Origin of the sequence: Fusicatenibacter saccharivorans, assembly GCF_027667425.1 — a bacterium.
GTDB lineage: Bacteria > Bacillota > Clostridia > Lachnospirales > Lachnospiraceae > Fusicatenibacter > Fusicatenibacter saccharivorans.
Genome location: NZ_JAQEGR010000004.1, coordinates 1 through 25920 on the forward strand (window position 1 = coordinate 1; position 25920 = coordinate 25920).

Sequence of the window (25920 nt, forward strand, 5' to 3'; positions counted from 1 at the left end):
CCGAAGGGTTGTTGGTTCGAGCCCAACTCGGGGAGTGAATGCGACCTGTAAGAAACTCTTACAGGTCAGTTCTTTCAAAAAGTAAATATGGCTCCGTGGTCAAGCGGTTAAGACATCGCCCTTTCACGGCGGTAACACGGGTTCGATTCCCGTCGGAGTCACTGAATATAAAATATTTGTTATGTATGCCGATGTGGCTCAATTGGCAGAGCAGCTGATTTGTAATCAGCAGGTTATCGGTTCGAGTCCGATCATCGGCTCTTTGGACCTTTAGCTCAGTTGGTTAGAGCAACCGGCTCATAACCGGTCGGTCCCGGGTTCGAGTCCCTGAAGGTCCACTTTAGTTCTATATTTTATATTCTGTATATGTCTGGCCCGGTGGCTCAGCTGGTTAGAGCGCCGCCCTGTCACGGCGGAGGTCGTCGGTTCGATCCCGATCCGGGTCGCTTTAAAAAGTCTGCGGAAGCAGGCTTTTTTCGTGTATAAAATTTCTTCCAGCTATAAAAGATGCCGTATTCCAGACATAGAAAAAAGTCTGAAATACGGCATCTTGCTTAACAGATAAATTAACGGATAAAGTTTGTGCCGACGCGCGGTTCCTTTTCCGGAAGACCCAAGGATTCTTTTCCGAGCTGGATGCTCTTCATCAGAAAACTCATATTCCGTGCAAGGGTACGCATGATCTGCAGGCCTTCGAGATCTTGTTGTGCCTCGTCCGCATTATTTCCATGGATACTGTTCCAATACTGGCCGGAAGCAACCGGCATGCCGGAGATGGTGAAGTATTTGTTCAGCTCATCAAAGGTAGCGGAAAGACCGCCGCGGCGTGCAGAGACAACCGAAGCGCCGACTTTCATGGTCTTGTCAAAGTGTGTGCTGTAGAACAGCCGGTCAAGAAAAGCAATAAGTGTTGCATTTGCAGATGCATAATAAACCGGACTTCCGACAACAAGGCCGTCAGCCTCTTCAAATTTCGGAGCAACCTCATTTACCATATCGGAAAAAGCACATTTTCCGAGCTTGGAACAGGCACCGCAGGCAACACAGCCGCGGATATCTTTATTTCCGATATGTACGATTTCCGCCTCAATACCATTTTCTGTAAAGACTTTTTCCATTTCGTGCAGGGCAGTATAAGTGCTGCCTTTTGCGTGAGGACTTCCGTTGATTAATAATACTTTCATTTGATGGTACCTCTCTTTCATAATTTCCTTTATTATAACACCGGAAAAGATGCAAATAAAGACGCTTTTTTGGGCAAAAACTGATCTTAACAGAAATAGCTGCTGGACGGTATAATACAATCAGCAAAGAAGGCAAAACTTGCAATGGGAGGTTACCAAATGAAGATAGAGAGAATTCTGATTGAAGATCAGATGGCACCGATCGGGCTGGATGAGAAAAAACCGGCATTTTCCTGGCTGCTGACGGCAGAAGAAGGAGAACAGAATCTGATGCAGAGCGCATGCCGGATCGTTGTGCGCACCGGAGAAGATACTGTGTGGGACAGCGGAAAAATGGAAACCGGCGTATCAACAGGGATTGGTTATGAAGGAGAAGCACTGCAGCCCTGTACCAAATATGAGGTAAAAGCAGAGGTGTGGGATAACCACGGCGGAAAAGCAGAAGCAGAAAGTTCCTTCGAGACAGGCCTTATGGATTCTTTGTATGCAGCATGGGAGGGAGCTGAGTGGATCGGCGCACCGCATGCGACGGTATGCGCGGAAAACCGCGGTGTTTTTACGATCGAGAGTGAATTTCGGATGGAAGGCGGGAAGGGAGAAGCGGGTATCGTCTTTGGAGCCAATGACTTCCGTCTGAACGATCATACGAAAAATGAGCTTGGCATGGAAGGGGAGAACTATATCCGTTATGCTGTGTGCCTTGAGGAGGGAGATGCACGCCTCGAAATTTACCGCGTGGGCTATGCGCCGGAGGATACAGCGGAAAAACCGTTTGCCGTTACGAAACTGGTCAACTGGAAAGAGAAAACACAGGAAATCCTGACACCAGAGAATGCCAATGCCTTTCATAAGCTGACCGTAGAGGTTGACGGCAATGTGGCATACGCCTATGTCGACGGCATCCTCGTGGATGCCATTGAAGAGCATGGATTTTTTGGAACGAAAGTATCAGGCCGCCAGCTGAATCCGAGAGGAAATAACGATGTGCTGCCGTATCCGAGACTGAATGAGATCGGATTTTATGCAGGAAAAGGGACGACAGGATATTTTAAGAATCTGACCGTAAGAAACGTAAGAAAACCATCCGCGGAAATTGTTCGTGAGACGCCGGAAGGACGGCTGGATGGGGAAAAAAGTATCTTTGCGGATCAGATTCCGGTGGAAAACGGATACTTTAAAGTAGAAGACAGCCAGATTACGGCAGATCCGTCCCATCATTCAATTCCAATGCTGCGGTCGTGTATTTCCTGCCAGAAAGAGAAAAAACTGGTATCGGCACGCCTTTATATTACTGCGCGCGGTATCTACGACTGCCGGATCAACGGACAGGAGATCACGGAAGATCTGCTGCGTCCGGGTCTGACACAGTATGACCACAGAATGAACTATCAGACATACGATATCACAGGGCTGATGAAACCGGGCCGAAACGGAATCGGCGTGGCGCTGGCATCGGGCTGGTGGAGCGAGGCACAGACCTTTGTGGTGAAGAACTTCAATTACTTTGGAGACAAGGAGAGTCTGCTTGCCAAGGTTGTCATGAAGTACGAGGACGGCAGCCGCGAGGTCTTTGGAACAAATACCGAGGATTGGAAGTATTTCGGAGAAGGTCCTTACCTGTTTTCCAGCTACTTTGCCGGAGAGCAGTACGATGCGCGCCGGGCAGAGGTTTACGAAACTTATTCTCTGCCGGAGTTTGATGACAGCACCTGGGAAAAGCCAGTTGTTGTGGATACCGTCATGATCGAAGAGTTCTGCACGATGCCGGGCTTTGGACGGTCCTGGCCAGCGGTTCATGAGCAGAAGCCGGAATATATCGGTGAGTACGATGCGCCGGTGCGGATTGTAGACCGGAGAACGGCAAAGACGAGAAAAGAGCTGTTCCCGGGTGTGTATCTCTACGATCTGGAACAGGAGATGGCCGGTGTACCGCGGATTACACTGCATGAGAAGGCGGGCACAAAGATCATCATCCGCTATGCGGAGGTGCTTTATCCGGATCTGCCGGAGTATGCCGGAAAAGAAGGCACGATGATGCTGGAAAATTACCGGGATGCGACGAGTACGGATGTTTATATCTGCCGCGGCGGGGAAGAGGTGTTCCAGCCGAAGTTTACCTTCCACGGCTACCGCTATATTGAGATCAGCGGTGTGGAGCATGCGCCGGAGCTGGAAGAAGTAGAGAGTCTTCAGTATTCTTCTGTGACGGAATTCCATGGAAGCCTTACGAGTAGCCATAAACTGCTGAATCGGTTTGCCGAGAATGTTTCCTGGTCACAGAAATGCAACTTTATCAACATTCCGACCGACTGCCCGCAGAGAAATGAGCGCATGGGCTGGGCGGGCGATACGCATATTTTCTGCCATACGGCGCTCAACAACAGCAGCCTGAAGAAATTCTATGAGCGGAACCTGCAGGCGATGCGTGATCTGCAGACACCGGAAGGCCAGTACCCGGAGATTGCACCGGTGGGCGGCGGATTCGGCGGCATTACGTATGAGTGTGCGAGTATTTTTATGGCGTGGGAACTGTATGAGCAGTATGGGGATATCCGCACACTGGAGAAATTTTATCCTGGCATGCAGAAATATATGGACTATATGAAGGATAAGGGTCTGCCGGGAACGAAGGTAAATCCGGCGATCGGACCGCTTGGCGACTGGCTGGCACCGGAAGAGACGGATCTGCTGCTTTTATGGAATGCATTCTATTATAAAGAAGCCGATCTGATGAGCCGGATTGCCGGTGCGCTCGGAAGAACAGAGGAGCAGCATCAGTATGAGGCGCTTGCTGCGAAGGTGAAGAAATTCTGGAATGAGACATTTGTACTTCCGGATTCCGGAAAGACCTGCAATGCGGACGGAACGCTGTGTGATACGCAGTGCTCGTATGCAATTGCACTGTCTTATGGTGTGGCAGAAGACAGAAAGAGAATAGGAGAGCATCTGATCCGAAAGACGAGAGCGATCGGCCATACGGTCGGAACGGGATTCTTTGGAACGGGTATTCTGAACCAGATGCTGACCGAGCAGGGCGCTGTGGAGGATGCCTGGAAGATGATGCTGCAGACGGCATTCCCATCGTGGCTGTATCCGGTGACCCAGGGAGCGACGACGATCTGGGAGCACTGGGATTCCTACACGAAGGAAAAAGGCTTCGGCGGACAGAATGCGATGAACTCGTTCAATCATTATTCTCTCGGAAGCGTTCTTTCCTGGCTGTATCACACGGGACTTGGTATCCAGAGAGACGAGACAAAACCGGGTTATCAGCACATTCTGCTGAAACCGCAGCCGGGCCCGCTCGAGTTTATGAAAGGTTCCGTAGACAGCCCGTACGGCGTGATTTCTGCCGGATGGGAGCGGAAAGGTGGCAAAATAGAGTATCAGGTTACGATTCCGGTCAATACAACGGCAACCCTGTTTAAAAACACGCAGGATCCGGCGGATACCGTGGAACTGGGAAGCGGAACGTATACTTTTATGCTGTAAAAAGAAAACCCGAAAGGCTCCGGCAAAGAAATGGGAGACTTTCGGGCGGAAAGAGAAACGCTGTCGGAGAGAAGAGAACTCCGGCAGCGTTTTCTTTGTCATGTTTATTTTTCGGCAGTCATGTGCAGATGACGTTTGATCGCTTCAAAGCTTTCCTGGCTGATGACATGCTCGATGCGGCAGGCATCTTCCGTGGCGGTCTGCTCATCAACACCAAGGCTCATCAGGCCGCGGGAGAGGAGCTGGTGGCGCTCATAGATCATCTCTGCGATCGCGCGTCCGCTGTCGGTCAGGTAGATGTAGCCTTCCGGCGTTACGCGGATCTGCTCTTTTTCTCTTAAGTTTTTCATGGCAACGCTGACACTTGATTTTTTAAAGCCAAGTTCTTCTGCAATATCAACACCGCGTACAACGGGTTTTTTCTGACTTAAGACTAAAATAGTTTCCAAATAATTTTCTGCGGATTCGTTCGTTTTCAGCAAGATGTTCACCTCGTTTTTCTAAATAGCTGAAGATTCATAAATATATATACATATAGAATAGCATATTTTTCGGAATAGGGCAATGATGGTTTTTGATGGTTTTTCTTAATTTCAGAAAAGTTGTAAGATTTCAGAAAAAAAAGACAATGAGGATAGAAGAAGAAAAGCAAGATAAAAGATGACAGGGGGCAAAAAGAGAGGTAAAATAGGAAAAAACAATGAAATTTAGATGGAGGTTAGGACATACCATGGAACAGGTGATAAAGAAAAGACTGCAGCAGGTGATGGATGCGTCCGTTGCAAAAGGAGAGACACCGGGCTGTCTTCTGATGGTGATCAAAGACGGAGAGGAGCAGGTTTATCTGGAGAGCGGATATGCGGATATCGAAGCAAAAAAGCCGGTTTCCCGCGATAATATTTTCCGTCTCTACTCCATGAGCAAGCCGATTACCGCGACGGCCATGATGATTCTGGTAGAGCGCGGAATCGTCGATCTGGCGGATCCGGTCAGCAAGTATCTGCCGGGCTTCCGGAACCCGGTTGTATGTACAGCGGATGGGAAGATAGAAAAAGCGGAGCGGGAGATCCTTCTGGAGGATATTATGAATATGACATCCGGGCTGACGTACGGCGGAACGGATGAGACGGGACGGCAGACCGATGCACTTTTTCAGGAGGTGATCCACGGACTTAAGGAAGAAAACGGCGGAACGATCAGTACAGTAGAATTTGCAAACCGTCTTGGAAAAGTCCCGCTTCTGTATCAGCCGGGCCAGTCCTGGAGTTATGGAACGTCGGCGGATGTCGTAGGTGCGGTGATTGAGGTGGCAAGCGGCATGCGCTTTGGGGATTTTCTGAAAAAAGAAATTTTCGAGCCGCTCGGCATGAACGATACCGATTTCTGGGTTCCGGCAGAAAAGCAGGATCGTCTGGCGAAGGTGTATGACTGCAGGGAGGGACAGCCGTCCGTCCGTTATCTGGACAATAACCTTGGCATTCAGAACGATATGGCGTACCGCCCGGCATATGAGGCAGGCGGAGCAGGCCTTGCATCTACCATCGACGATTATGCGAAATTTACGCAGATGCTGCTGAACGGCGGCACCTACAACGGTGTACAGATTCTCCGTCCGGCGACGGTAAAATTTCTGGGAGGCCACACATTAAGCGCAGTACAGCAGGCAGGCTTTGATAACTGGATCGGCCTGGAAGGATTTTCCTACGGAAATCTGATGCGTGTTCTGGTAGATCCGACGCGTGCGGTAACGCTGGGAAGCAAGGGCGAGTTCGGCTGGGACGGCTGGCTTGGATGCTACATGGAAGTCGTGCCGGAGCAGAATATGACATTTCTGATGATGACCCAGAAAAAAGATGCCGGAACGTACACCCTGTCCCGGAAGATCCGAAATATTATTTTCAGCGAATAACTTTTCATGAGAGTGATTCTCAAGTAAGGCCTTCCGGCCCGTCAGATCAGACGAAAAAAGTGCCGGAAAAGAAACAACTTAACGAATCAGACGGAACATATGAGCAAATTGCTGTAAAACTACGTCGAATTTTGTCTAAAACGGATATTTGCAGTGAGACAGATGTATGCTATTTTAGTGTCAGTCGAAAATGAAGGCGATTTCATTACTACTTTCAGAAAAAACAGCAAAAAAGGAATATCGTGTAAGCTTTTGACCGATTTTGAAGGAAATAAAAGAAAGAATTCAAAATCATGAAAAAAAGACCAAAAAGCAGAAAGGATGCAGAAAATATGATTTCGTTACCGTTAAAGTTTGATGAAGTAGAGAGTGTAGAAGAATTTGTAAATATGGTGAAACGCCTGGATTACGACGTTGACGTAAAAATAGGACGATGCGTCTTTGATGCGAAATCCCTGATGAGTGTCCTGATGATCGCCGGAAACCCGGATGCGGTTGTGGAAGCCCATACGAACGATATCGAAGCATTTAAAAAGAAATTTAAGGATTACCTTCAGTAAGAAAAAAAGTCGGAAAGGCACTGTGTGTAAGATGCATGGTGTCTTTTTTGATGCACGAAAAAGCGGGTGAAGTATCTTGCCGGGGAGACGTGTGCATGGTAAAATAAAGTCTATTGGGATGGAAATAAGAGAATCAAAAGAACGGGCTGATGTAGAAGAAGTTTTTCGTAAAAAAGGAGGCACAAAGTGGAAGAAGAGAAACTGGAAAGAAGCATCAGAAAATCAGAGATTCCCGGACTTACGAGGGAAGAGGAGGAAGCACAGCTTGCGAAGGTGATCGGGATTGCCGAGCAGAATCTGGAACAGGCGAAGGCGGATATCCGGTCGGCGAATGAGGATCTGGCGGATCTGATGGAGACGTACGACGCAAAAGAGGCGGAAGGCCTGGCGCTCTGGAACAACGCGACGGCGAAGCTGAATGCGTACCAGCACGGCATGGCGCGGCTGGAAAAAGCGAGAAAGAAGCCGTATTTCGGGCGGATTGATTTTCAGGATCCGCGGCTTTCGTTTTTAGAGTCCTATTACATCGGGCGCGTCGGCATTTCCGATGAGAAGGCGGAACCGGTTGTGCTGGACTGGCGGGCGCCGATTTCTTCCGTCTATTATGAGAACAGCACCGGGCCGTGCAGCTATACGGTGAGTTCAGAGGGTACTTTTTCGATTGATCTGAAAAGAAAGCGGACGTATGAGATTGAAAATGACCATCTGAAAGACTTTTTTGATTCCGATGTGGTAGCGAACGATGAGCTGCTGACAAAGTATCTGGCGAAGAACAAAAAAGCGGTGCTCGGTGAGATCATTGCGACGATCCAGCAGGAGCAGAACCTCATTATCCGCAGATCCCCGAAGACGAATCTGATCGTACAGGGCGTGGCTGGCTCCGGAAAGACGACGGTGGCGATGCACCGGATTTCGTACATCCTCTATAATTACGAGGAGGACTTCCGGCCGGAGGATTTCTATATCATTGGAAGCAACCGCATTCTGCTGAACTACATTACCAGCGTTCTGCCGGAACTCGATGTGTACGGCATCCGTCAGATGACGATGGAGCAGCTTTTCATCCGGCTTCTGTATGAGGACTGGGACGAAGAAAAGTACATGGTACACACCATCGACCGCGCGGATGAGAAAAACAGCATAAAGGGCGGAAGCGGCTGGTTTTTCGATCTGGAAAATTTCTGCCGTACGTACGAGGCAGAGCAGATTCCGCGGGAGCCGGTGCGGCTGGAAAAAACGGGAACATTGCTTCTGGACGCCGAGTATATTGATAACTATTGCAGGGAGCAGTCCACACTTTCCATGGAAGGAAAGATGTGCATGCTGAACGAGATCCTGCTGGCAAAATTTGAGAACGAGGTTTCGGGAAAAGAAGTGACGTTTCCGGCGCGCGAGAAAAAAGCGCTGAAGCGGAAATATGAGAAATATTTCGGGGATGGAAAATGGAAGGGATCCATTTTTGATCTCTATTCGCAGTTTCTGGAACAGCAGGCGGAAAAAGGAAAAGCAGTGGAAATGCCGGAAAACTCCTTTGATGTCTATGATCTGGCGGCGCTGGCGTACCTCTACAAGCGGATCAAGGAGAACGATCCGGTGCGTGAGGCGAGCCATGTGGTCATCGATGAGGCGCAGGATTTCGGGATGATGGCGTACCAGGTGCTTCATTACTGTCTGCGTGACTGTACGTATACCATTATGGGAGATACGTCGCAGAATATCCATTTTTCCTACGGCCTGAACGACTGGGAGGAGCTGAAAAAGCTGATTCTGACCGGCACGTACGATGCGTTCGGCGTTCTGCGGAAGAGTTACCGGAATACGGTGGAGATCTCCGATTTTGCAAACGAGATTCTGCGGCATGGGGACTTTGCGATCTATCCGGTGGAGCCGGTGCTGCGGCACGGAACGGCGGTGCAAAAGGAAGCGTTTGCGGATGAGGCTACGCTCCTGGCAGCTGGAGTGCAGAAGATCAAAGCGTGGCAGGAGCAGGGATATGAGACAATTGCCGTTGTATGCCGGGATGAGGCAGAAGCGGCTGCGACGGCGCGGAAGCTGAAAAAATATGTGCCGGTTGTGGAGGAGAATCTCGAGACGGCAGAATTTGGCGAGGGCGTGATGGTGCTTCCGGTTGCGTATACGAAGGGACTCGAGTTTGACGCGGTGCTGCTTCTTGATCCGACAGAAGAAAAATATCCGGAGAATGACGGACAGGTAAAGCTGCTTTATGTAGCGGCAACGCGTGCGCTGCATGAACTGGCAGTGCTGTATACGGGAAAACTCACAGGAATCCTTGCAAAGAAAGCGCCAAAGGGCCGTCACAACCAGGAATTTGCCATGGAGACGCTGACGAAGGCGAAGGAGTATGAGAAGGTTTCGCTGACGCAAAAAGAGACGCGTGAGGAGAACCGCGCGATCGGCATCCAGGAGATGGACGAGCGGAACAGCCACGGACCAAAAAGGATTGTAATTAAGCCGGAGCAGATACCGGGAAGGGCGCCTGGAAATACAAGCACGACGGGAACAGCGGTGATGCCAAAAAGCAGTACGGGCATGCGGAAAGCAGCGGCAGAAACAGGAAAAGAAATTGCCGCAAAGACGATGCAGCAGCGTGCGCCGGAAGGAGTTTCTGCTGTCTTTGCCGGTGCCGCCTACCGTGGAAAGACAGGCGGCAAAGCACCGGGCAGCAGACCGGCGACTGCAGGAATACAGTCAGAAAAAGCTGAACAGCCAGAGCACATGAATACATCGCCCTACGCTTTTGGGGCAATTCCGGAAAATGAACTGCTGCGCATGAAGGGGCATTCGAGGATCAAGTGCGCGGTGAAATGGGCAAAGAAAGGAAAAGCAGCGGTTGAGATGGCGAGCATGTACGGCATTCTGCGCATCACGCCGATTACGCCGGAGGTCATCCGCATCAGCTTCGTAAAAGGTGTGACGGCAAAAGTCCAGGACACGTACTGGAAGCCAAAGGCGGATACCTCGTTCCCCTGGAGTGCAAAGGAATCGAAGACGGCGGTTCTTGTTGAGACAGAGAAGCTGCGTGTCATGGTGGAAAAAAAGGACGGCGCGGTGCAGTTCTTTACGCCGGATCACAAACTGGTTCTTTCCGAGAAACGAGACGAGCCGCGCATGATCGACGGCGGCATGACATGGACATTCTTTGACTGGAGCGGTTCCGAAAAGCTGAAAGCCAAGGGCATTCTCTCGACAGAGTGGCTGGATCTGACCGCGAAGGCGCGCTACGTCTCGTTTGGCGGAAAGCAGGCGCGGATGCCGCTTGTCGTCTCAAACCGCGGCTATGGTATTGCAGCCGCCGCTTCCAGAACGGCACTGCTGTGCAATGTGCGGACGTTTGGAACGTATCTTCATACCGCCGGGGACGGACAGATCGATTATTACTTTATTCTCGGAAAAGACCGGGATGAAATTATAAAACAGTATAAAGAGCTATAAAAGGAGCAGACATTTCATGAAAACTCTGGTAATTGCAGAAAAACCATCTGTGGCACGCGATATTGCACGCGTGCTCGGATGTGCGAAAAAAGAAAACGGAGCACTGGAAGGAAACCAGTATATTGTGACCTGGGCGCTCGGCCACCTCGTGACCTTAAAAGACCCGGAGGACTATGATAAAAAGTATAAGGAATGGAATATGGCAGTTCTGCCGATGATGCCGGAGAAACTGCAGATCAAGGTCATTCCGCAGACGGGAAAACAGTATCACGCTGTGACGACACAGCTTGCGCGGAAAGATGTCGGTGAGGTGGTCATTGCGACAGATGCCGGCCGTGAAGGCGAGCTGGTGGCGCGGTGGATTCTTGACAAGGCGCACAATCAGAAGCCGTGTAAGCGTCTCTGGATTTCGTCCGTTACCGACAAGGCAATCCGTGAGGGATTTGCCAGCCTGAAAGATGCGAAAGAGTACGATAATCTCTACCGGGCTGCTGTTTCCCGTGCAGAGGCGGACTGGCTTGTCGGCATTAACGCAACGCGGGCACTGACATGCAAATACAATGCACAGCTTTCCTGCGGCCGTGTGCAGACACCGACGCTCGCCATGATTGCACAGCGCGAGCAGGAAATCCGAGAATTTGTCCCGAAGCCGTACTACACCGTAACGGCAGCAGCAGGCGGCGCAGTATACACCTGGAAGGATGAAAAATCGGGCGGAACACGGATTTCTGATCCGGAAAAGGCAAAGCAGATCGCAGAAAAAGCAAAACGGTATCCGCTTGTCCTGCAAAAAGTAGGAAAGAAGAAAAAACAGAAAGAGGCGCCGCTGCTCTACGATCTGACGGAGCTGCAGCGCGATGCCAGTGCACGGTTCGGTTATTCGGCAAAACAGACCCTGAATCTGATGCAGAGCCTCTATGAGACGCACAAGGTCCTCACGTATCCGCGGACGGATTCGCGGTATCTGACAAAGGATATTGTACCGACTTTAAAAGAGCGCCTCGATGCCGTGAGTATCGGGCCGTACAAGACGCTGGCACAGCAGGCGAAGCGCCGTCCGCTGAAGGAAAAGCCAGGTTTTGTGAATGATGCAAAGGTTTCCGACCACCACGCCATTATCCCGACGGAGCAGTATGTGCAGCTTTCTGCACTTTCCAATGAGGAACGCCGCATTTATGATCTCGTGGTGCGCCGTTTTCTTGCGGTACTGCTGCCGCCGTGTGTATATGAAGAGACGGTGATCCAGGCTTCCATCGAAAAGGAATGCTTTACTGCGCGCGGAAAGCGCATGGTCGAGAAAGGCTGGCAGGAGGCGTACGAGGATAACCGGTACGACGAAGAGGATGAGGCGAAAGAAGAGGTGCGGGAGCAGAATCTGCCGCTTCTGGAGGCAGGCATGAAGATCGGGCAGCCGAAGATCAGTCTCCGCGAAGGAAAGACAAAACCTCCGGCACGCTTCACGGAAGGCACGCTGCTCTCCGCGATGGAAAATCCGGTCCGCTACATGGAAAACCGCGACAGCAGCCTGGTAAAAACGATCGGTGAGGCGGGCGGCCTTGGAACGGTTGCGACCCGTGCGGATATCATCGAGAAGCTGTTCCGCAGCTTTCTGCTGGAGAAAAAAGGCAATGAGATCTATCTGACCTCGAAAGCACGCCAGCTTCTGAAGCTGGTTCCGGCGGATCTCAAAAAGCCGGAGCTGACGGCAAGCTGGGAGATGCAGTTAAACGAAATCGCAAAGGGAAAGAAGCGGCGCGATGCCTTTATGAAAGAGATCCGGAGCTACACGGTGGAACTGATTGAGGAGATCAAAACGGAAGAGGGAACATTCCGCCACGATAACCTGACAAACAAGAAATGCCCGAACTGCGGAAAACGGCTGCTGGCAGTCAATGGAAAGAATGCAAAGATGCTCGTCTGCCAGGACAGAGAGTGCGGCTACCGCGAGACGGTTTCCCGCACGACGAATGCGAGATGCCCGGTCTGCCATAAGCGCATGGAGATGATCGGAAAGGGCGAGGATGCGACGTTTGTCTGCTCCTGCGGGCACAAGGAGCGCATGACAAAATTCCAGGAGCGCCGCAAAAAAGAGGGCGGAGGCGTGACGAAGCGCGATGTGGCAGCTTATATGAAGAAACAGAAAAAAGAGGCCGAAGAGCCGGTAAACAATGCATTTGCCGCGGCATTAAAAGGAATCAAATTATAAAAAACGGAGCGTGTCTGCCAGAACGGAAAAAGCGATGGCAGGCGCGCTTCTTTTGTTAAAATCGTAGAGAAAAGAGTCAAAAAAATAGATTGTTTTATGCAGAGTTATGCCGTAAAATAGAAACAAATGGGATAGAAAACCAAAAATTCTGAAAATAAAAAACAGGAGGTTTTTCAATGAAACAGACAGATTTGGAAAAGCTGCTGGCGGATATGTCGCTGAAAGAGAAAGTGGACCAGATGCTTCAGTTAAGCGGAGCATTTTATCTGGGAGATGAAAACAGCGTCCTGACCGGTCCGGCAAACGATATGGGAATCGGAAAAGAGGATCTGGAGATGGCAGGCTCCATTCTGGGAGCAGCAGGCGCCGATACGATGAAAAAACTGCAGGACGACTATATGGCAAAACAGCCGCATCACATCCCGATGCTGTTCATGATGGATGTCATTCACGGCATGAAGACCATTTTCCCGGCGCCGCTGGCGCAGGGAGCCACTTTTGATCCGGAGCTCTCCGGCGAGTGCGCGTCTGCAGCCGCAAAAGAAGCATCCGCGGCCGGACTTCACGTTACCTTTTCTCCGATGGTTGACCTTGTGCGCGATGCGAGATGGGGCCGCGTTGTGGAATCCACAGGCGAAGATCCGTACCTGAACAGCCGCTTTTCCGAGGCGATCGTAAAAGGCTTCCAGGGCGATGATTTAAAAACACCGGGAAAAGTTGCCTCCTGCATCAAACACTTTGCAGGCTACGGCGGAGCAGTCGCAGGAAGAGATTACAACACCGTAGAGCTCTCAGAGCATACCTTCCGTGAATTCTATCTTCCGGCATACAAAGCAGGCATTGATGCGGGCGCAGCGATGGTGATGACATCATTCAACACGATCAACGGCGTTCCGGCGAGCACCAACAAATGGCTGATGCGCGATATCCTGCGCGGCGAGATGGGATTTGACGGCGTGCTGATTTCTGACTTTGCAGCCATTCTGGAAACCGTTGCCCACAGAAGCTCGAAAGATGCCGCCGATGCAGCGAAAAAAGCGCTGGAGGCAGGCGTGGATATTGATATGATGACGTCCGTTTATGCGGCAAACCTGTGCCGGATGGTCGAGGATGGCGAAGTAGAAGAACGCCTGATCGACGAGTGTTGCCTGCGTATTCTGGAACTGAAAAACAAGCTGGGACTGTTTGAAAATCCGTATAAAGATGCGGATGCAGAGAAAGAAAAAGAGTACAATCTCTGCCCGGAGCACCGCGCACTGGCGAAAAAAGCGGCAGAGGAATCCTTCGTTCTGCTGAAAAACGACGGCATTCTGCCGCTCGATACGACGAAAAAAATTGCCTTTGTCGGACCGTATACCGATAATCATGAAATCAAGAGCAGCTGGTCTTTTACCGGTGACAGCAAAGACTGTGTGACGATCCGGGAAGCAGCGGAAAAGGTATTCGATGCGTCCCGCACATCTTATGATGAGGGATGCCCGGTGATCGGAAATGATGTGGAGCTGATTGGATTTACCGAGACAACGCCGAAAAAATACAGCGGGGAGGAGCTTGCTGTCATGGAGCAGAGCGCACTTAAGGCTGCAAAAGAGGCAGATCTCGTGGTCATGCCGCTTGGCGAGCATTATCTGCAGAGCGGTGAAGCGACAAGCCGTGCCATGATCGATGTGCCGGAGATCCAGATGGAGTTGTTCCGAAAAGTGCTGGCCGTTAACCCGAATGTTGTTGTTGTTCTGTTCAATGGCCGTCCGCTCGATCTGCGTGAGATCAGTGCAAAAGCAAAAGCCATTCTCGAGGTATGGTTCCCGGGAACCGAGGGCGGAAGCGCTGTTGTGGATGTCCTGACCGGAAAGAAAAATCCATCCGGCCATCTGTCGATGAGCTTCCCGTACTGCGTGGGCCAGGCGCCGGTCAGCTACAACGAGTATTCCACCGGAAGACCGAATCTGCCGGGCATGAAAGAGCGGTTCCGCTCCAAATATCTCGATATTCCGAACGCACCGCTGTATCCGTTTGGTTACGGACTTTCCTATACCACGTTTGATATTTCCGCGGTAACACTGGATCAGAACGAGATGGATAAAAACGGTAGAATTGCAGCGCATGTGACCGTGAAAAATACAGGTGATACGGCTGGCTGTGATGTTGTACAGCTGTACATCCGTGATGATTATTCCGATGTGGTTCGTCCGGTGCGAGAGCTGAAAGGCTTCCGAAGAGTAGAGCTTGCTCCGGGCAAAGAGCAGGAAGTGACCTTCTATATTACCGAAGAAGATCTGCGCTGCTACCGTCTCGACGGAACCTTTGGAAGCGAGCCTGGAACGTTTACCGTATTTGTCGGTGACAGCAGCACGACGGAAAACAGTGCTGCATTTACACTGAAATAAATGCAACAGGAAAAAGGAGAAAACTTATGGAGAAAACAACGAAAAACGGAATCCACCGCATCACACAGGCAGGCGGAAAAACGATTGCCTGGGCGGAGGAGTCCGGTGTAAAGGTATTGGAAAAAGATGGATATTACTTTAAAGATCTTGCAAAAACCGGCGAACTGCTGCCGTACGAGGACTGGCGTCTTTCCGATGAGGAGAGAGCGGCAGACCTTGCGGGTCGTCTTTCGATTGAGGAGATTGCAGGTCTTATGCTGTACTCGCCGCACCAGGCGGTACCGCCGATGCCGGGCGGACCATTCCAGGGAACGTTTGACGGAAAAACGTATCTCGAATCCGGCAAAGAGCCGTATGCCATTTCTGACCAGCAGAAGGAATTTCTGGAGGACGAGCACATCCGCCATATCCTGCTGACGAACGTGGAAAGCCCGGAGATTTCCGCAAAATGGAGCAATGAGCTGCAGAAACGGGCAGAGACACTGCCGTATGGTATTCCGATCAACCTCTCCTCTGATCCGCGGAACGGAGCAAAGGATTCCGGCGCGGAGTTCAAGAGCGGCGGAAGCGAGATCAGCAAATGGCCGGAGGGCGTTGGTTTTGCAGCCTGCTTCGATCCGGAAGTAGCCGGACAGTTTGCAAAAGATGCTTCCCGCGAATATCGGGCACTCGGTATCACAACGGCACTTGGACCGCAGATTGATCTCTGCACCGAGCCGAGATGGATGCGGTTTGTCGATACGTTAGGCGAAGAAGTGGAGATGTCCAAAAAGCTTACCAAAGCGTACTGTGACGGTATGCAGACAACGGAAGGGGAAGCAGACGGCTGGGGAAAAGACAGCGTCAACACGATGGTCAAACACTGGCCGGGCGGCGGCACCGGAGAGGCCGGACGCGATGCACACTATGCATTCGGACAGTTTGCCGTTTATCCGACCGGAAATTTTGAGGACCATTTAAAACCGTTTACCGAGGCAGCCTTCCACCTGGACGGACCGACCGACTGCGCATCCGCGGTTATGCCGTACTACACCGTATCCTACGGCGTGGACAAGAAAAACGGCAAGAACGTCGGAAACTCCTACAGCGAGTACCTGATCAAGGATCTGCTGCGCGGAAAATATGAATTCAAAGGCATTGTCTGCACCGACTGGGGCATCACCCAGGATCCGGAAAAGACGATTGAGGGATTTGGAAGCCGCTGCTACGGCGTGCAGGATATGACCGAGGCAGAACGGTGTCTGCTGGCGATCACAAACGGCGTTGACCAGTTCGGCGGAAACAGCGAGTCCGGTCCGATTGTCGAGGCGTATAAGATCGGCTGTGAGAAATACGGCGAGAAAGCGATGCGTGAGCGCATGGAGCTGTCCGCCAAACGTCTTCTGATCAACATTTTCCACTGCGGCTTGTTTGAGGACCCGTATCTTGATCCGGAAGAATCCGCAAAGATTGTAGGATGCGAAGAGTTCTGCCGCCATGGCTATGAGGCACAGCAGAAATCCATCGTCCTGCTGAAAAACAGTGCGAAACGCGCGCCGGAAGGACAGAAGGGTGTGCTGCCGCTGAAGAAAGGTTTGAAGGTTTATATTCCGGAGAGAAAGATCGGACCGTCCAAAGCGTTCTTCCGCATCGATCTGCCGGCAAAAACCGAAGATCCGCTGCCGGATGGACTGCCGTCCAAGTACGGTACACGCGTGGCATCACCGGAGGAGGCCGATGTGGCGCTGGTATTTATCGAAAGCCCGGCATGCAACCCGTATTCCACCGAAGATCTTGCGAACGGCGGCAACGGCTATCTGCCGATTACACTGCAGTACCGCCCGTATACGGCGAAAAAAGCGCGTGAGGTGAGCATTGCCGGCGGTGATTTCCGCGAGAATTTCACGAACCGCAGCTATCTTGGAAAGACAAACACTGCCTACAACGAGGCTGATCTCGACAATATTCTCGAATGCCGCCGCGCGATGGGCGACAAGCCGGTGATCGTCTGCGCAACCGTCAACAACCCGATGGTGATGCATGAATTTGAAGCCGAAGCCGATGCGATCGTCGCAGAGTTCGGTGTTTCGAGAGCCGCTGTGCTCGACGTTGTCTTCGGCGGTTACAACCCGACCGGCCGTCTGCCGATCCAGATGCCGAAGGATATGGATGCGGTTGAGGAGCAAAGCGAGGACCGTGCGTTGGATATGGAAACCTATATTGACAGCGAAGGACATAACTATGACTACGGTTATGGCATGAATTACGAAGGCGTTCTTCCTGCATGGAAAAAGTAAAAGAATAACAGAAAACCTGATCGGCACCGGGAACGCGTGTGTTTCGGTGCCGATATTGGAAACAAAAGACAGAATAAGGAGGACTTAAAAAGAGATGATTGTTCCAAAATATTTCGAAGATTTCGATCACCTGCATGTGAATACCATGCCGAACCGTGCCTACTACATTCCGGCATCCCGCCGCATGGAGGACCTGGTGGAGAACCGGGAGGCGTCGGACCGCTTTTTCCTGCTTTCCGGCGACTGGAAATTCTGCTATTTTACCAGTGTTTACGATGTAAAAGAGGAGTTTTTCGCAGAAGGATACGACACTTCTGCATTCGAGACGATTCCGGTGCCGTCCGTCTGGCAGAATTATGGCCATGACCACCATCAGTATACGAACGTCCGCTACCCGTTCCCGGTGGATCCGCCGTATGTGCCGTATGAGAATCCGTGCGGTGCGTACGTGAGAACGTTCGAGTGGAAAAAACAGGAGGAAGCACCGAGGGCATTTCTGAATTTTGAGGGCGTGGATTCCTGTTTCTACGTGTGGATGAACGGCAGCTTCGTCGGCTACAGCCAGGTGTCTCATTCTACGAGTGAATTTGATGTAACAGACTTCTTAAAAGATGGCACCAACACCATCGCCGTACTGGTGCTGAAATGGTGCGATGGAAGCTATCTCGAGGATCAAGACAAATTCCGCATGAGCGGCATTTTCCGCGATGTCTATCTGCTTGCAAGACCAGAAAAAGGCATCCGCGATTACTTTGTAAAGGCAGCGCCGGACGCATCGTACCAGAATGGAGAAGTTTCGATTGCGATTACCTGGAATGACGGGGAACCGCAGGAAGGAACGGCAAAGCTGTTTGATGCAGAAAATCATCTTGTGGCAGAGGCAGCGTTTGGCGGCGATACGGTTCAGATGCATGTAAAAGATGCACATCTGTGGAATGCCGAGGAGCCGTATCTGTATACGCTGGTGCTGGAGACGGCGGGTGAGGTGATCACTGATCATGTCGGCATCCGTGAGATCCACGCGAAGGACGGTGTGCTGTACCTGAACGGCGTGAAGATCAAATTCCACGGAACAAACCGCCACGACAGCGATCCGGTGACGGGATTTGCAATCAGCCTTGCACAGATCAAAAAAGATCTGAAGGTAATGAAAGAGCACAACATCAATGCGATCCGGACCAGCCATTACCCGAATGCGCCGTACTGTTATCAGCTTTATGACCGTCTCGGTTTTTATGTCATCGATGAGGCGGACAATGAGAGCCACGGCACAGAGGCAATTTATGCGGATTACACGAGCTGGGAAGAGTATGCGAAGAACTGGAATAAACTAATTGCGAACAATCCGGTATTTACCGAGGCAACCGTAGACCGCACACAGCGTTGCGTGGAGCGCGATAAAAACCGCCCGAGCGTTGTCATCTGGTCGATGGGAAATGAGTGCGCATACGGCTGTACCTTCGAGGCGGCCTTAAAGTGGACGAAGGAATTTGATCCGACGCGTCTGACGCACTATGAGTCGGCACGGTATGTGGATGATCCGAAGAAATACGATTACAGCAACCTCGACCTCTACAGCCGCATGTATCCATCACTCGAGGAGATCAAAAAAGAGCTGGTGGAGTACGGGGATAAGCCGTATATCATGTGCGAATACTGCCATGCGATGGGCAACGGCCCGGGAGATCTTGAAGACTACTTTGAACTGATCCACAGCGAGGAGAAGATGTGCGGCGGCTTTATCTGGGAGTGGTGCGACCACGCGATTGATATGGGAAAAACGATCGAGGGAAAGAAGATGTACGCGTACGGCGGCGACCACAACGAGTATCCGCACGACGGCAACTTCTGCATGGACGGACTTGTTTATCCGGACCGCACACCGCATACGGGACTGATGGAATTTAAAAACGTGTATCGTCCGGTGCGCGTGACGGGATATGATGCCGAAAAGGGTACACTGACCATCAAAAACTATATGAATTTTGTGAATCTGAAAGATTACGCTGTGCTCGGCTATGAGGTGCTTGTGGACGGCGAAGTGACGGAGAGCGGCAAGATTACAGATGAAGCACTGCTGGAGCTTGCGGCAGGCTGTGAGAAGACGATTCCGCTTGCCATTTCCGTGCCGGAGCAGGGAAAATGTGCGCTGAAGGTTACCTGGTATCAGAAACAGGCCACTGAGGTGCTGCCGGAGCAGTTCGAACTGGGATTTGAAGAAGTTCCGGTGAAAACGAAAGACAATCAGAACCAGAAGGCAAAAGAGATGATGAAGCGCCCGGAGGGAACGGCTTCGTTTGGATGGAAAGAGGACGATCATTATCTGACGGTATCGACGGAACAGTTCAGCTATACCTATAATAAATTCACCGGCCTGTTCGAGGAAATGTGCTATGCCAACCAGAATCTGCTCGACCGCCCGATGGAGCTGAACATCTGGCGTGCGCCGACAGACAATGACCGCAATATCAAGAATACCTGGATGCGTGCTCAGTATGACCGCACCGTGACGCGGGCGTATGAGACAACGGCAAAAGAAGAAAACGGCTGCGTGGAGATCGAGACAAGCTATTCGATTTCGTCTCCGGCTCTGCAGCGGATCCTTGCAGGTGTGATCAAATGGACAATTTACAGCGACGGAACGACCGATGTCCATGTAGAAGCAAAGAAAGACCCGGTATTCCCGGTTCTGCCGCGTTTTGGCCTGCGCCTGTTCCTGCCGAAATCGTTTGCAAAACTGACCTACTGCGGTCTCGGTCCGGTGGAGAGCTACGTGGATAAGCACCAGGCAAGCTATCACGGCGTTTTCCACAGCACACCGGCAGAACAGCAGGAAGACTATATCCGCCCGCAGGAGAACGGCAGCCACTACGACTGCGATTATGCAAGTCTTGCCAGTGATCGTGCGGTATTGACGGCAGTGGGCGAGAAAACCTTCTCATTCCAGGCATCTATTTACACGCAGGAGGAGCTGACCGCGAAAGCCCACAACTATGAGCTTCGGCCGTGCGGAAGCACTGTTTTCTGCATCGACTACCGCCAGGCCGGGATCGGATCGGCAAGCTGCGGACCGATGCTGCTGGAAAAATATCAGCTGAAAGAAACCGAAATCAGCTTCGATGTGCGGCTGAAACCGAAACTGCTGTAAAGTGTAGAATTTGAAAAATAAGAAAAGCGCTGTGCCCTCTCTCTGAAAGGTGAGGGAACGGCGCCTTTTTATATGATGTACAAAAAAGTCTTGATAAACCTATTGAATTACTATGAATACAGGATTATAATGGACGAAATTATAATTCAAATCTAATCCAGGTGATTCTGGAAAGAGAAAAGGGAAGGAGAAAATCAAGCATGAGTGAAATTACAAGAGATGAGGCATTTACGTTATTAAAAAAATACAACAAAGATCCCTTCCATATTCAGCATGCGCTTACCGTAGAGGCCGTGATGAAATGGTATGCAAGAGAGCTTGGCTATGGGGCAGAAGAGGAGCACTGGGGTATTGTCGGACTGCTGCATGACATTGATTTTGAGCTGTATCCGGCAGAGCACTGCCTGAAAGCACCGGAGCTTCTGCGGGAAGGCGGCGTGTCGGAAGATATCATTCATGGTGTCGTTTCCCATGGCTGCGGCATTACCATTGAGTGTGGCGTCACACTGGATGTGGAGCCGGTGCATGAGATGGAAAAAGTTCTGTTTGCAGCAGATGAGCTGACGGGACTGATCTGGGCAGCTGCGCTGATGCGGCCTTCGAAGAGCACAAAAGACATGGAACTGAAATCCTTAAAGAAGAAATATAAGAGCAAAGGCTTTGCAACAGGATGTTCGAGAGAGGTCATTGAGAGGGGCGCCGATCAGCTTGGCTGGCCGCTGGAAAAACTGCTGACTATGACAATGCAGGCCATGGCTGACAGCGAGGATGAGATCAACCGGGAAGTAGAAGCGGAGCAGAACGCATAAAAAACTGCCCGAATTTCAACAGAAAAACTGGAATTCGGGCAGTTTTTTTATGCATGGCGCATCTTTTTCCCAGGCATTACCATTTCTTTTTTCGTCAGACGGTAAAATTCTACATGATTTCCAATGAATTTTTGAACCAGAGATACGGTTCGTCCCGTCATAAAAGCACAGAAGAAAGTTCCGATGCCGATTCCGTAAAGATGGTGAAGGATTACAAGGGACAGGATTACGGTCGTTGTCAGACAGGTGAGATCAAAGGTTGTCTTGATCTGGTTATACTTTTTATGCAGAAGTTCCGACAGATCCCGCGGAAAAATATCGGTCGGGACAATCGGCAGCAGGCAGTTGTTGGCGAGGCAGATGCCGAAGCACATCAGAAGAAATCCGGTGAAAAAGCAGACCACATTCAGCGACAGAACATTTGGCAGCAGGGTAACCCAGGTATTGTGTACATCGATCATTTTTCCGAATCCGATGCCGACAACAAAAGAAAACAGATAGCCGGGACAGAACGAACGCTTCAGGACCATCAGGGTGATGACAAGCAGCGTTTGAAAGATATAGTTCCACGTTCCGAAACTGAAAACTGGAAACGCTGTGCTGAGGATGAGCGGCACGGAGGAAATTGTTGAAATTCCAAATACGCTTTTTGACATCAGATCAATGGCAAGAGGGTTGATCAGAAGCACGATCAGAAGCGCCGCTTCGCCTGGAAGATGAAATTTTCTGGTATTCATGAGTAAAAATCCTTCTTTCCTGAGAATGAAATTACGTTAAGGTCTTGAAACTATGCTTATTATAGACACAGAAACCGATAAAAACAAATGATTATTTTGAATGAATTGATTCTAAAATTAAATGAAAAGTGGTATGATAGATGCAGAACAGGAAAAGAGGCTATCTATGAATATCGAGTATTTAAAATATTTTGCAGAGCTGGCAAAACTGCAGCACTACGGAAAAGCGGCAAAAGCGCTGAATATTTCCCAGCCGGGGCTCAGCCATGCGATCAAGACACTGGAGGACGAGTACGGTGTTCCGCTCTTCCAGAAAGAAGGACGAAACGTGAGCCTGAGCCGCTACGGAAAAGAATTGATGCAGGATGTCGAGGAGATTCTGGACGCATATCTTCGAATGGAGGAGCGGGCGGCAGGCCTTCGGACGGAAGAAAAGACAGTGCGGATCGGAACCGTATATCCGCTCGCGGCAGGAACAATACCACATATGCTGCGGGAATTCGGCGCGACCTTCCCGTTTATCATCTACAACCGCCTGACCCCAGAGATCGAGGAGGGTCTGCTGGATGGAAAATACGATATCGGCTTCTGCTCAGAACTGCTGAAATCCGAAGAACTCGAATATTATCCCCTCCGGGAATCTTACATCGCGGCCGCCGTCCCGGAAGGTCATCCGCTGGAGGGGAAAGAGAACATCACACTAAAAGAAGCAGCCAAGTATCCGCAGGTCATGTTTTCCAGGACGAGCGGCTTCCGCAGCCTCCAAGAGCAGATCTTCGCCGAACAGGGCATCCAGGTAAAACCCGTGTGTGAGGCCGAAGAAATCGAAGTCATCACCGGCCTTGTGGAAAATGGTTTTGGAATATCTATCCTCCCCTACATGGACATCGTCCGCCTCCATCACATCACCGCAATCCCGGTGCAGACCTCAAGCTGGAAATCAAAATTCTACATCGCCAGAAGAAAATACGGAATCCGCACAGCGCAGGAAGAGGCGTTTTTTCAGCATTGGAGGAAATGACGGGCAGGAAATTTTATGGTATAGTAAAACAAAATCTAAGTGAAAAAGGTGAGATACAAAATGATCAGTGAAAAAATTTTTGAGCTAATTCTTCGAAACGGCATGACCCAGAAAGAATTCTCCGAAGAAACCGGAATTTCCCAGAGCACCATCAGCGACTGGAAAAGAAAGGGCACGAATCCGTCGGCGGATAAAATACTGAAAATCTGCGAAGTGCTGAAGGTTACGCCGTATGAACTTCTGGGGGAGAATGAGACAGAGCGAAATGCGAGAAATCCGGAAATGAGCGCAGGAAATGAAACAGAAAAAATCATTCTGGAAGGCTTTCGGAATCTGTCAGACAGAAAAAAAGAACGAATCCTGGGATATCTGGCAGCATTGCAGGAGGATTAAGATGAAACAGAAACCATCCTATCTGCCAAAGAAATATAAGTATTCTGCCCGTTCCGGCAATCTGAAAGCGGAGGCAGTGGGGGTTGTGAAAGGGGAGAAGCATTTTCCGGTTTTTGAAGGAGATGTTGTTTTTAAACCGCTTACAAAATCTAAACCGCTGTCTACGCCGCTGTTCGCCTATGCTGAGGTTTTCTGGTCATGGGTGATTGATGCGTATTTTATGCCGGCGCCGCAGTATCAGCTTGCGTTTTGCGAAGGGTATGAGGCGGAGGTGGAGAAATATTACGATTATGGAACAGTTTCACCGATGATTTACGGGGAAGGAGAACATCTGCTGAATCTGCTGGAGTTCTTTCGAAAATATCCTGACGACAAAGTCCATATTGATGACTACGTCAATTACTGCCAGATGTTCTACGACTACACCGAAATCCTCGAATCCGACTATTTCCAGACCCACCCGGCGATGGCGGAGGAGCTGGTACTGCAGATTCTCGTTTCGATTTTGAAAGGCGATCAGAACTACCATTACGAAAACATCGCATTTGTCTGCCGTGAAGACGATAAGATTCTGCGTCTGGCGCCGATGATTGATCATGAGTTTTCAACATATTTCATGTTCCCGGACAGTATGCCGCGGCAGATGTACTGGTTTGAACAGCTTGCGCGGTCCATTCAGGGGGATGAAGTACAGCTGGGAGAGTTTGATTATCTGACGAACGAAACAGAACGTCATCTGATGGAAAAAAGCGCAACATGTCTGCACAAAAATCTGATATACATCAGAGAACATTATCCTGAAGTCTGTCAGGTGTTTCTGGAAAAATTGAGCAGACTGGAAAAGAATCTAAAAGAAAAGAAAGAGCTGTTTGAACTGGAAAAAGGCCCGGGCTACCCCGAGACGGCCAATTCAGATGCTTATCTGATCGGCAAAGCACGGTACAAAGACCATGACGAAAAAAAAGCCAGAGAGTATGAAGTGAAATACAGCGGAAAAGAAAAGCAGATCAATTTTGAAGTCGTAAACAGCGTATCGGTTTATGAAATTAAAAAAATTATGCAGCAGATGCGGGAAATCCTTGAAAAATAAGCATCTGTAACCGCCAGTTGACACATTTCCAGCCCGATTTGGTAGAAGGCAACCGGAAAAAATGATAGGATTTGAAGCAGAAACAGCCAATCCATTTCCAAAACAGAAATGAATAGAATGGCTGTGAGCTGCAGCAAAAAGATTACTGAAAAAGAGCTGGAAAACAGAAGAAAACAAATATGATTTTGGCAGAAAAAATCACAGAAGCGAGAAAGAAAAATGGATGGTCACAGGAAGAGATGGCGGAGAAACTTTCCGTCTCGCGGCAGGCGGTATCCAAATGGGAGAGTGCACAGTCCACGCCGGATTTGCAGAAAGTGCTCCGTCTTGCTGAAATCTTTGGTGTCAGCACCGACTATCTGTTAAAAGACGAATTAAAATCAGAGACAGGAACAGAAATACTGGAATACGCCGCAGAGGAGTCATCCGTGCGGAGTGTATCGATGGAAGAAGCAAACGCGTTCATGGAATGGAGACGGAAAACAGGGCCGACACTCGCCGGAGCTGTTGCGCTCTGTATCATCAGCCCGGCGCTGCTGATCTTCCTTGCCGGACTTTCCGATTCCCATATAGAAAACATCAGCGAAAACATGGCAACGGGAGCAGGCATCTCCGTTTTGTTGTTGCTGGTTGCCGCTGCTGTTGTGATTTTCGTATCCTACAGTATTCACGGACAGCAGTATGAATATCTGGAAAAGGAGAGAATAGAAACTGCCTATGGTGTAACCGGCCTTGTTCAGGAACGGAAAAAGGACTACGAAAGCACCTTTACCAGAGGAATCGCCGCCGGTGTTACCCTCTGTATTCTGGCAGTTATCCCGATGTTCGCTGCCATTGCATTCAGCCAGCCGGACTACATCATCACAGCCACCGTATCCATCCTGCTGCTTCTGGTCGCCGTTGGTGTCTTTTTCATTGTGCGGGTCAGCACCATAAATGGAAGCTACGTCATCCTGCTGCAGGAAGGCGAATATACACCGGAAGAAAAACGATACAAAAAGAAAACAGAAGTTTTTACAACCGCCTACTGGTGTATTGTCACCGCCATCTATCTTGTATGGAGCTTCCAGACGAGAGAATGGGATAAAACCTGGATCCTATGGGCTGTTGCCGGTGTTCTGTTCGGCGGTGTGAGGGCAGTTATGCGGGGCAGAATAAAAGAAAAATAAAAAACAGAGAAAAACGATTTTTCTGTCGCAAAATCCCTCTCTGACGTGTTAAAATAAAACATAATACGTTTGGCAGAAAAGAGGGA

General features: G+C 50.2%; 16 protein-coding genes and 4 tRNA genes. 17 read left to right on the forward strand and 3 right to left on the reverse strand.

Annotated features, from left to right (window positions below; all coding sequences use genetic code 11):
- Positions 1–89: 89 nt before the first annotated feature.
- The 4 genes from PGS38_RS04535 to PGS38_RS04550 all read left to right on the forward strand — a co-directional run bounded on the left by PGS38_RS04535 (position 90) and on the right by PGS38_RS04550 (position 446).
- Positions 90–161: transfer RNA gene (locus tag PGS38_RS04535), tRNA-Glu, on the forward strand.
- A 26-nt stretch (positions 162–187) separates the two neighbouring features.
- Positions 188–260: transfer RNA gene (locus PGS38_RS04540), tRNA-Thr, on the forward strand.
- 4 nt (positions 261–264) lie between these two features.
- Positions 265–338, forward strand: a tRNA-Ile gene (locus PGS38_RS04545).
- A gap of 34 nt (positions 339–372) precedes the next feature.
- Positions 373–446 (forward strand) — tRNA-Asp (locus PGS38_RS04550).
- A 120-nt stretch (positions 447–566) separates the two neighbouring features.
- Here the strand turns inward: PGS38_RS04550 and PGS38_RS04555 are convergent.
- Positions 567–1184 (reverse strand): flavodoxin family protein, encoded by a 618-nt coding sequence (locus PGS38_RS04555; RefSeq protein ID WP_118640321.1) that lies wholly within the window; start codon positions 1182–1184, stop codon positions 567–569.
- 159 nt (positions 1185–1343) lie between these two features.
- Here PGS38_RS04555 and PGS38_RS04560 point away from each other — a divergent pair, with 159 nt between their 5' ends.
- Positions 1344–4676, forward strand: a complete 3333-nt coding sequence (locus PGS38_RS04560; RefSeq protein ID WP_270475972.1) for an alpha-L-rhamnosidase — start codon at positions 1344–1346, stop codon at positions 4674–4676.
- 104 nt (positions 4677–4780) lie between these two features.
- On the opposite strand, the gene PGS38_RS04565 is transcribed toward PGS38_RS04560, so the two are convergent.
- Positions 4781–5155 (reverse strand): metal-dependent transcriptional regulator, encoded by a 375-nt coding sequence (locus PGS38_RS04565; RefSeq protein ID WP_055221737.1) that lies wholly within the window; start codon positions 5153–5155, stop codon positions 4781–4783.
- A gap of 221 nt (positions 5156–5376) precedes the next feature.
- Between PGS38_RS04565 and PGS38_RS04570 the strand changes: the two genes are divergently transcribed.
- The 8 genes from PGS38_RS04570 to PGS38_RS04605 all read left to right on the forward strand — a co-directional run bounded on the left by PGS38_RS04570 (position 5377) and on the right by PGS38_RS04605 (position 21424).
- A complete protein-coding gene (locus PGS38_RS04570) occupies positions 5377–6585 on the forward strand; it encodes a serine hydrolase domain-containing protein (protein ID WP_243002049.1) in 1209 nt (402 codons plus the stop codon).
- Positions 6586–6917: 332 nt separating this feature from the next.
- A complete protein-coding gene (locus tag PGS38_RS04575) occupies positions 6918–7145 on the forward strand; it encodes an HPr family phosphocarrier protein (protein WP_147326098.1) in 228 nt (75 codons plus the stop codon).
- A 186-nt stretch (positions 7146–7331) separates the two neighbouring features.
- On the forward strand, positions 7332–10598 hold the full coding sequence (locus PGS38_RS04580; protein WP_243002047.1) for a 3'-5' exonuclease: 3267 nt from the start codon (positions 7332–7334) through the stop codon (positions 10596–10598).
- 16 nt (positions 10599–10614) lie between these two features.
- Entirely contained in the window at positions 10615–12804 is a 2190-nt protein-coding gene (locus PGS38_RS04585; protein WP_117804774.1) for a DNA topoisomerase III, read from the forward strand.
- A 176-nt stretch (positions 12805–12980) separates the two neighbouring features.
- Positions 12981–15191, forward strand: a complete 2211-nt coding sequence (bglX, locus tag PGS38_RS04590) for a beta-glucosidase BglX (RefSeq protein ID WP_270475973.1) — start codon at positions 12981–12983, stop codon at positions 15189–15191.
- Between the two features lie 26 nt (positions 15192–15217).
- Positions 15218–17467: a glycoside hydrolase family 3 protein gene (locus PGS38_RS04595; RefSeq protein ID WP_270475974.1), complete on the forward strand. Its 2250-nt coding sequence runs from the start codon at positions 15218–15220 to the stop codon at positions 17465–17467.
- 94 nt (positions 17468–17561) lie between these two features.
- A complete protein-coding gene (locus PGS38_RS04600) occupies positions 17562–20615 on the forward strand; it encodes a glycoside hydrolase family 2 TIM barrel-domain containing protein (RefSeq protein WP_270475976.1) in 3054 nt (1017 codons plus the stop codon).
- 200 nt (positions 20616–20815) lie between these two features.
- Positions 20816–21424 carry a hydrolase gene (locus tag PGS38_RS04605; protein ID WP_270475977.1) on the forward strand — a complete coding sequence of 203 codons (609 nt, stop codon included), beginning with the start codon at positions 20816–20818 and terminating at the stop codon, positions 21422–21424.
- Positions 21425–21471: 47 nt separating this feature from the next.
- Here the strand turns inward: PGS38_RS04605 and PGS38_RS04610 are convergent, their stop codons facing one another.
- Entirely contained in the window at positions 21472–22161 is a 690-nt protein-coding gene (locus PGS38_RS04610; protein ID WP_022462419.1) for a DUF6198 family protein, read from the reverse strand.
- A 166-nt stretch (positions 22162–22327) separates the two neighbouring features.
- Here PGS38_RS04610 and PGS38_RS04615 point away from each other — a divergent pair, with 166 nt between their 5' ends.
- The 4 genes from PGS38_RS04615 to PGS38_RS04630 all read left to right on the forward strand — a co-directional run bounded on the left by PGS38_RS04615 (position 22328) and on the right by PGS38_RS04630 (position 25834).
- Positions 22328–23182, forward strand: coding sequence for a LysR family transcriptional regulator (locus PGS38_RS04615; protein WP_022462418.1), 855 nt, complete (start codon positions 22328–22330; stop codon positions 23180–23182).
- A gap of 60 nt (positions 23183–23242) precedes the next feature.
- Positions 23243–23575: a helix-turn-helix domain-containing protein gene (locus PGS38_RS04620; protein WP_022462417.1), complete on the forward strand. Its 333-nt coding sequence runs from the start codon at positions 23243–23245 to the stop codon at positions 23573–23575.
- Between the two features lies 1 nt (position 23576).
- Entirely contained in the window at positions 23577–24665 is a 1089-nt protein-coding gene (locus PGS38_RS04625; protein ID WP_022462416.1) for a hypothetical protein, read from the forward strand.
- 179 nt (positions 24666–24844) lie between these two features.
- Positions 24845–25834, forward strand: a complete 990-nt coding sequence (locus PGS38_RS04630; RefSeq protein ID WP_117802020.1) for a helix-turn-helix domain-containing protein — start codon at positions 24845–24847, stop codon at positions 25832–25834.
- Positions 25835–25920 lie beyond the last annotated feature (86 nt).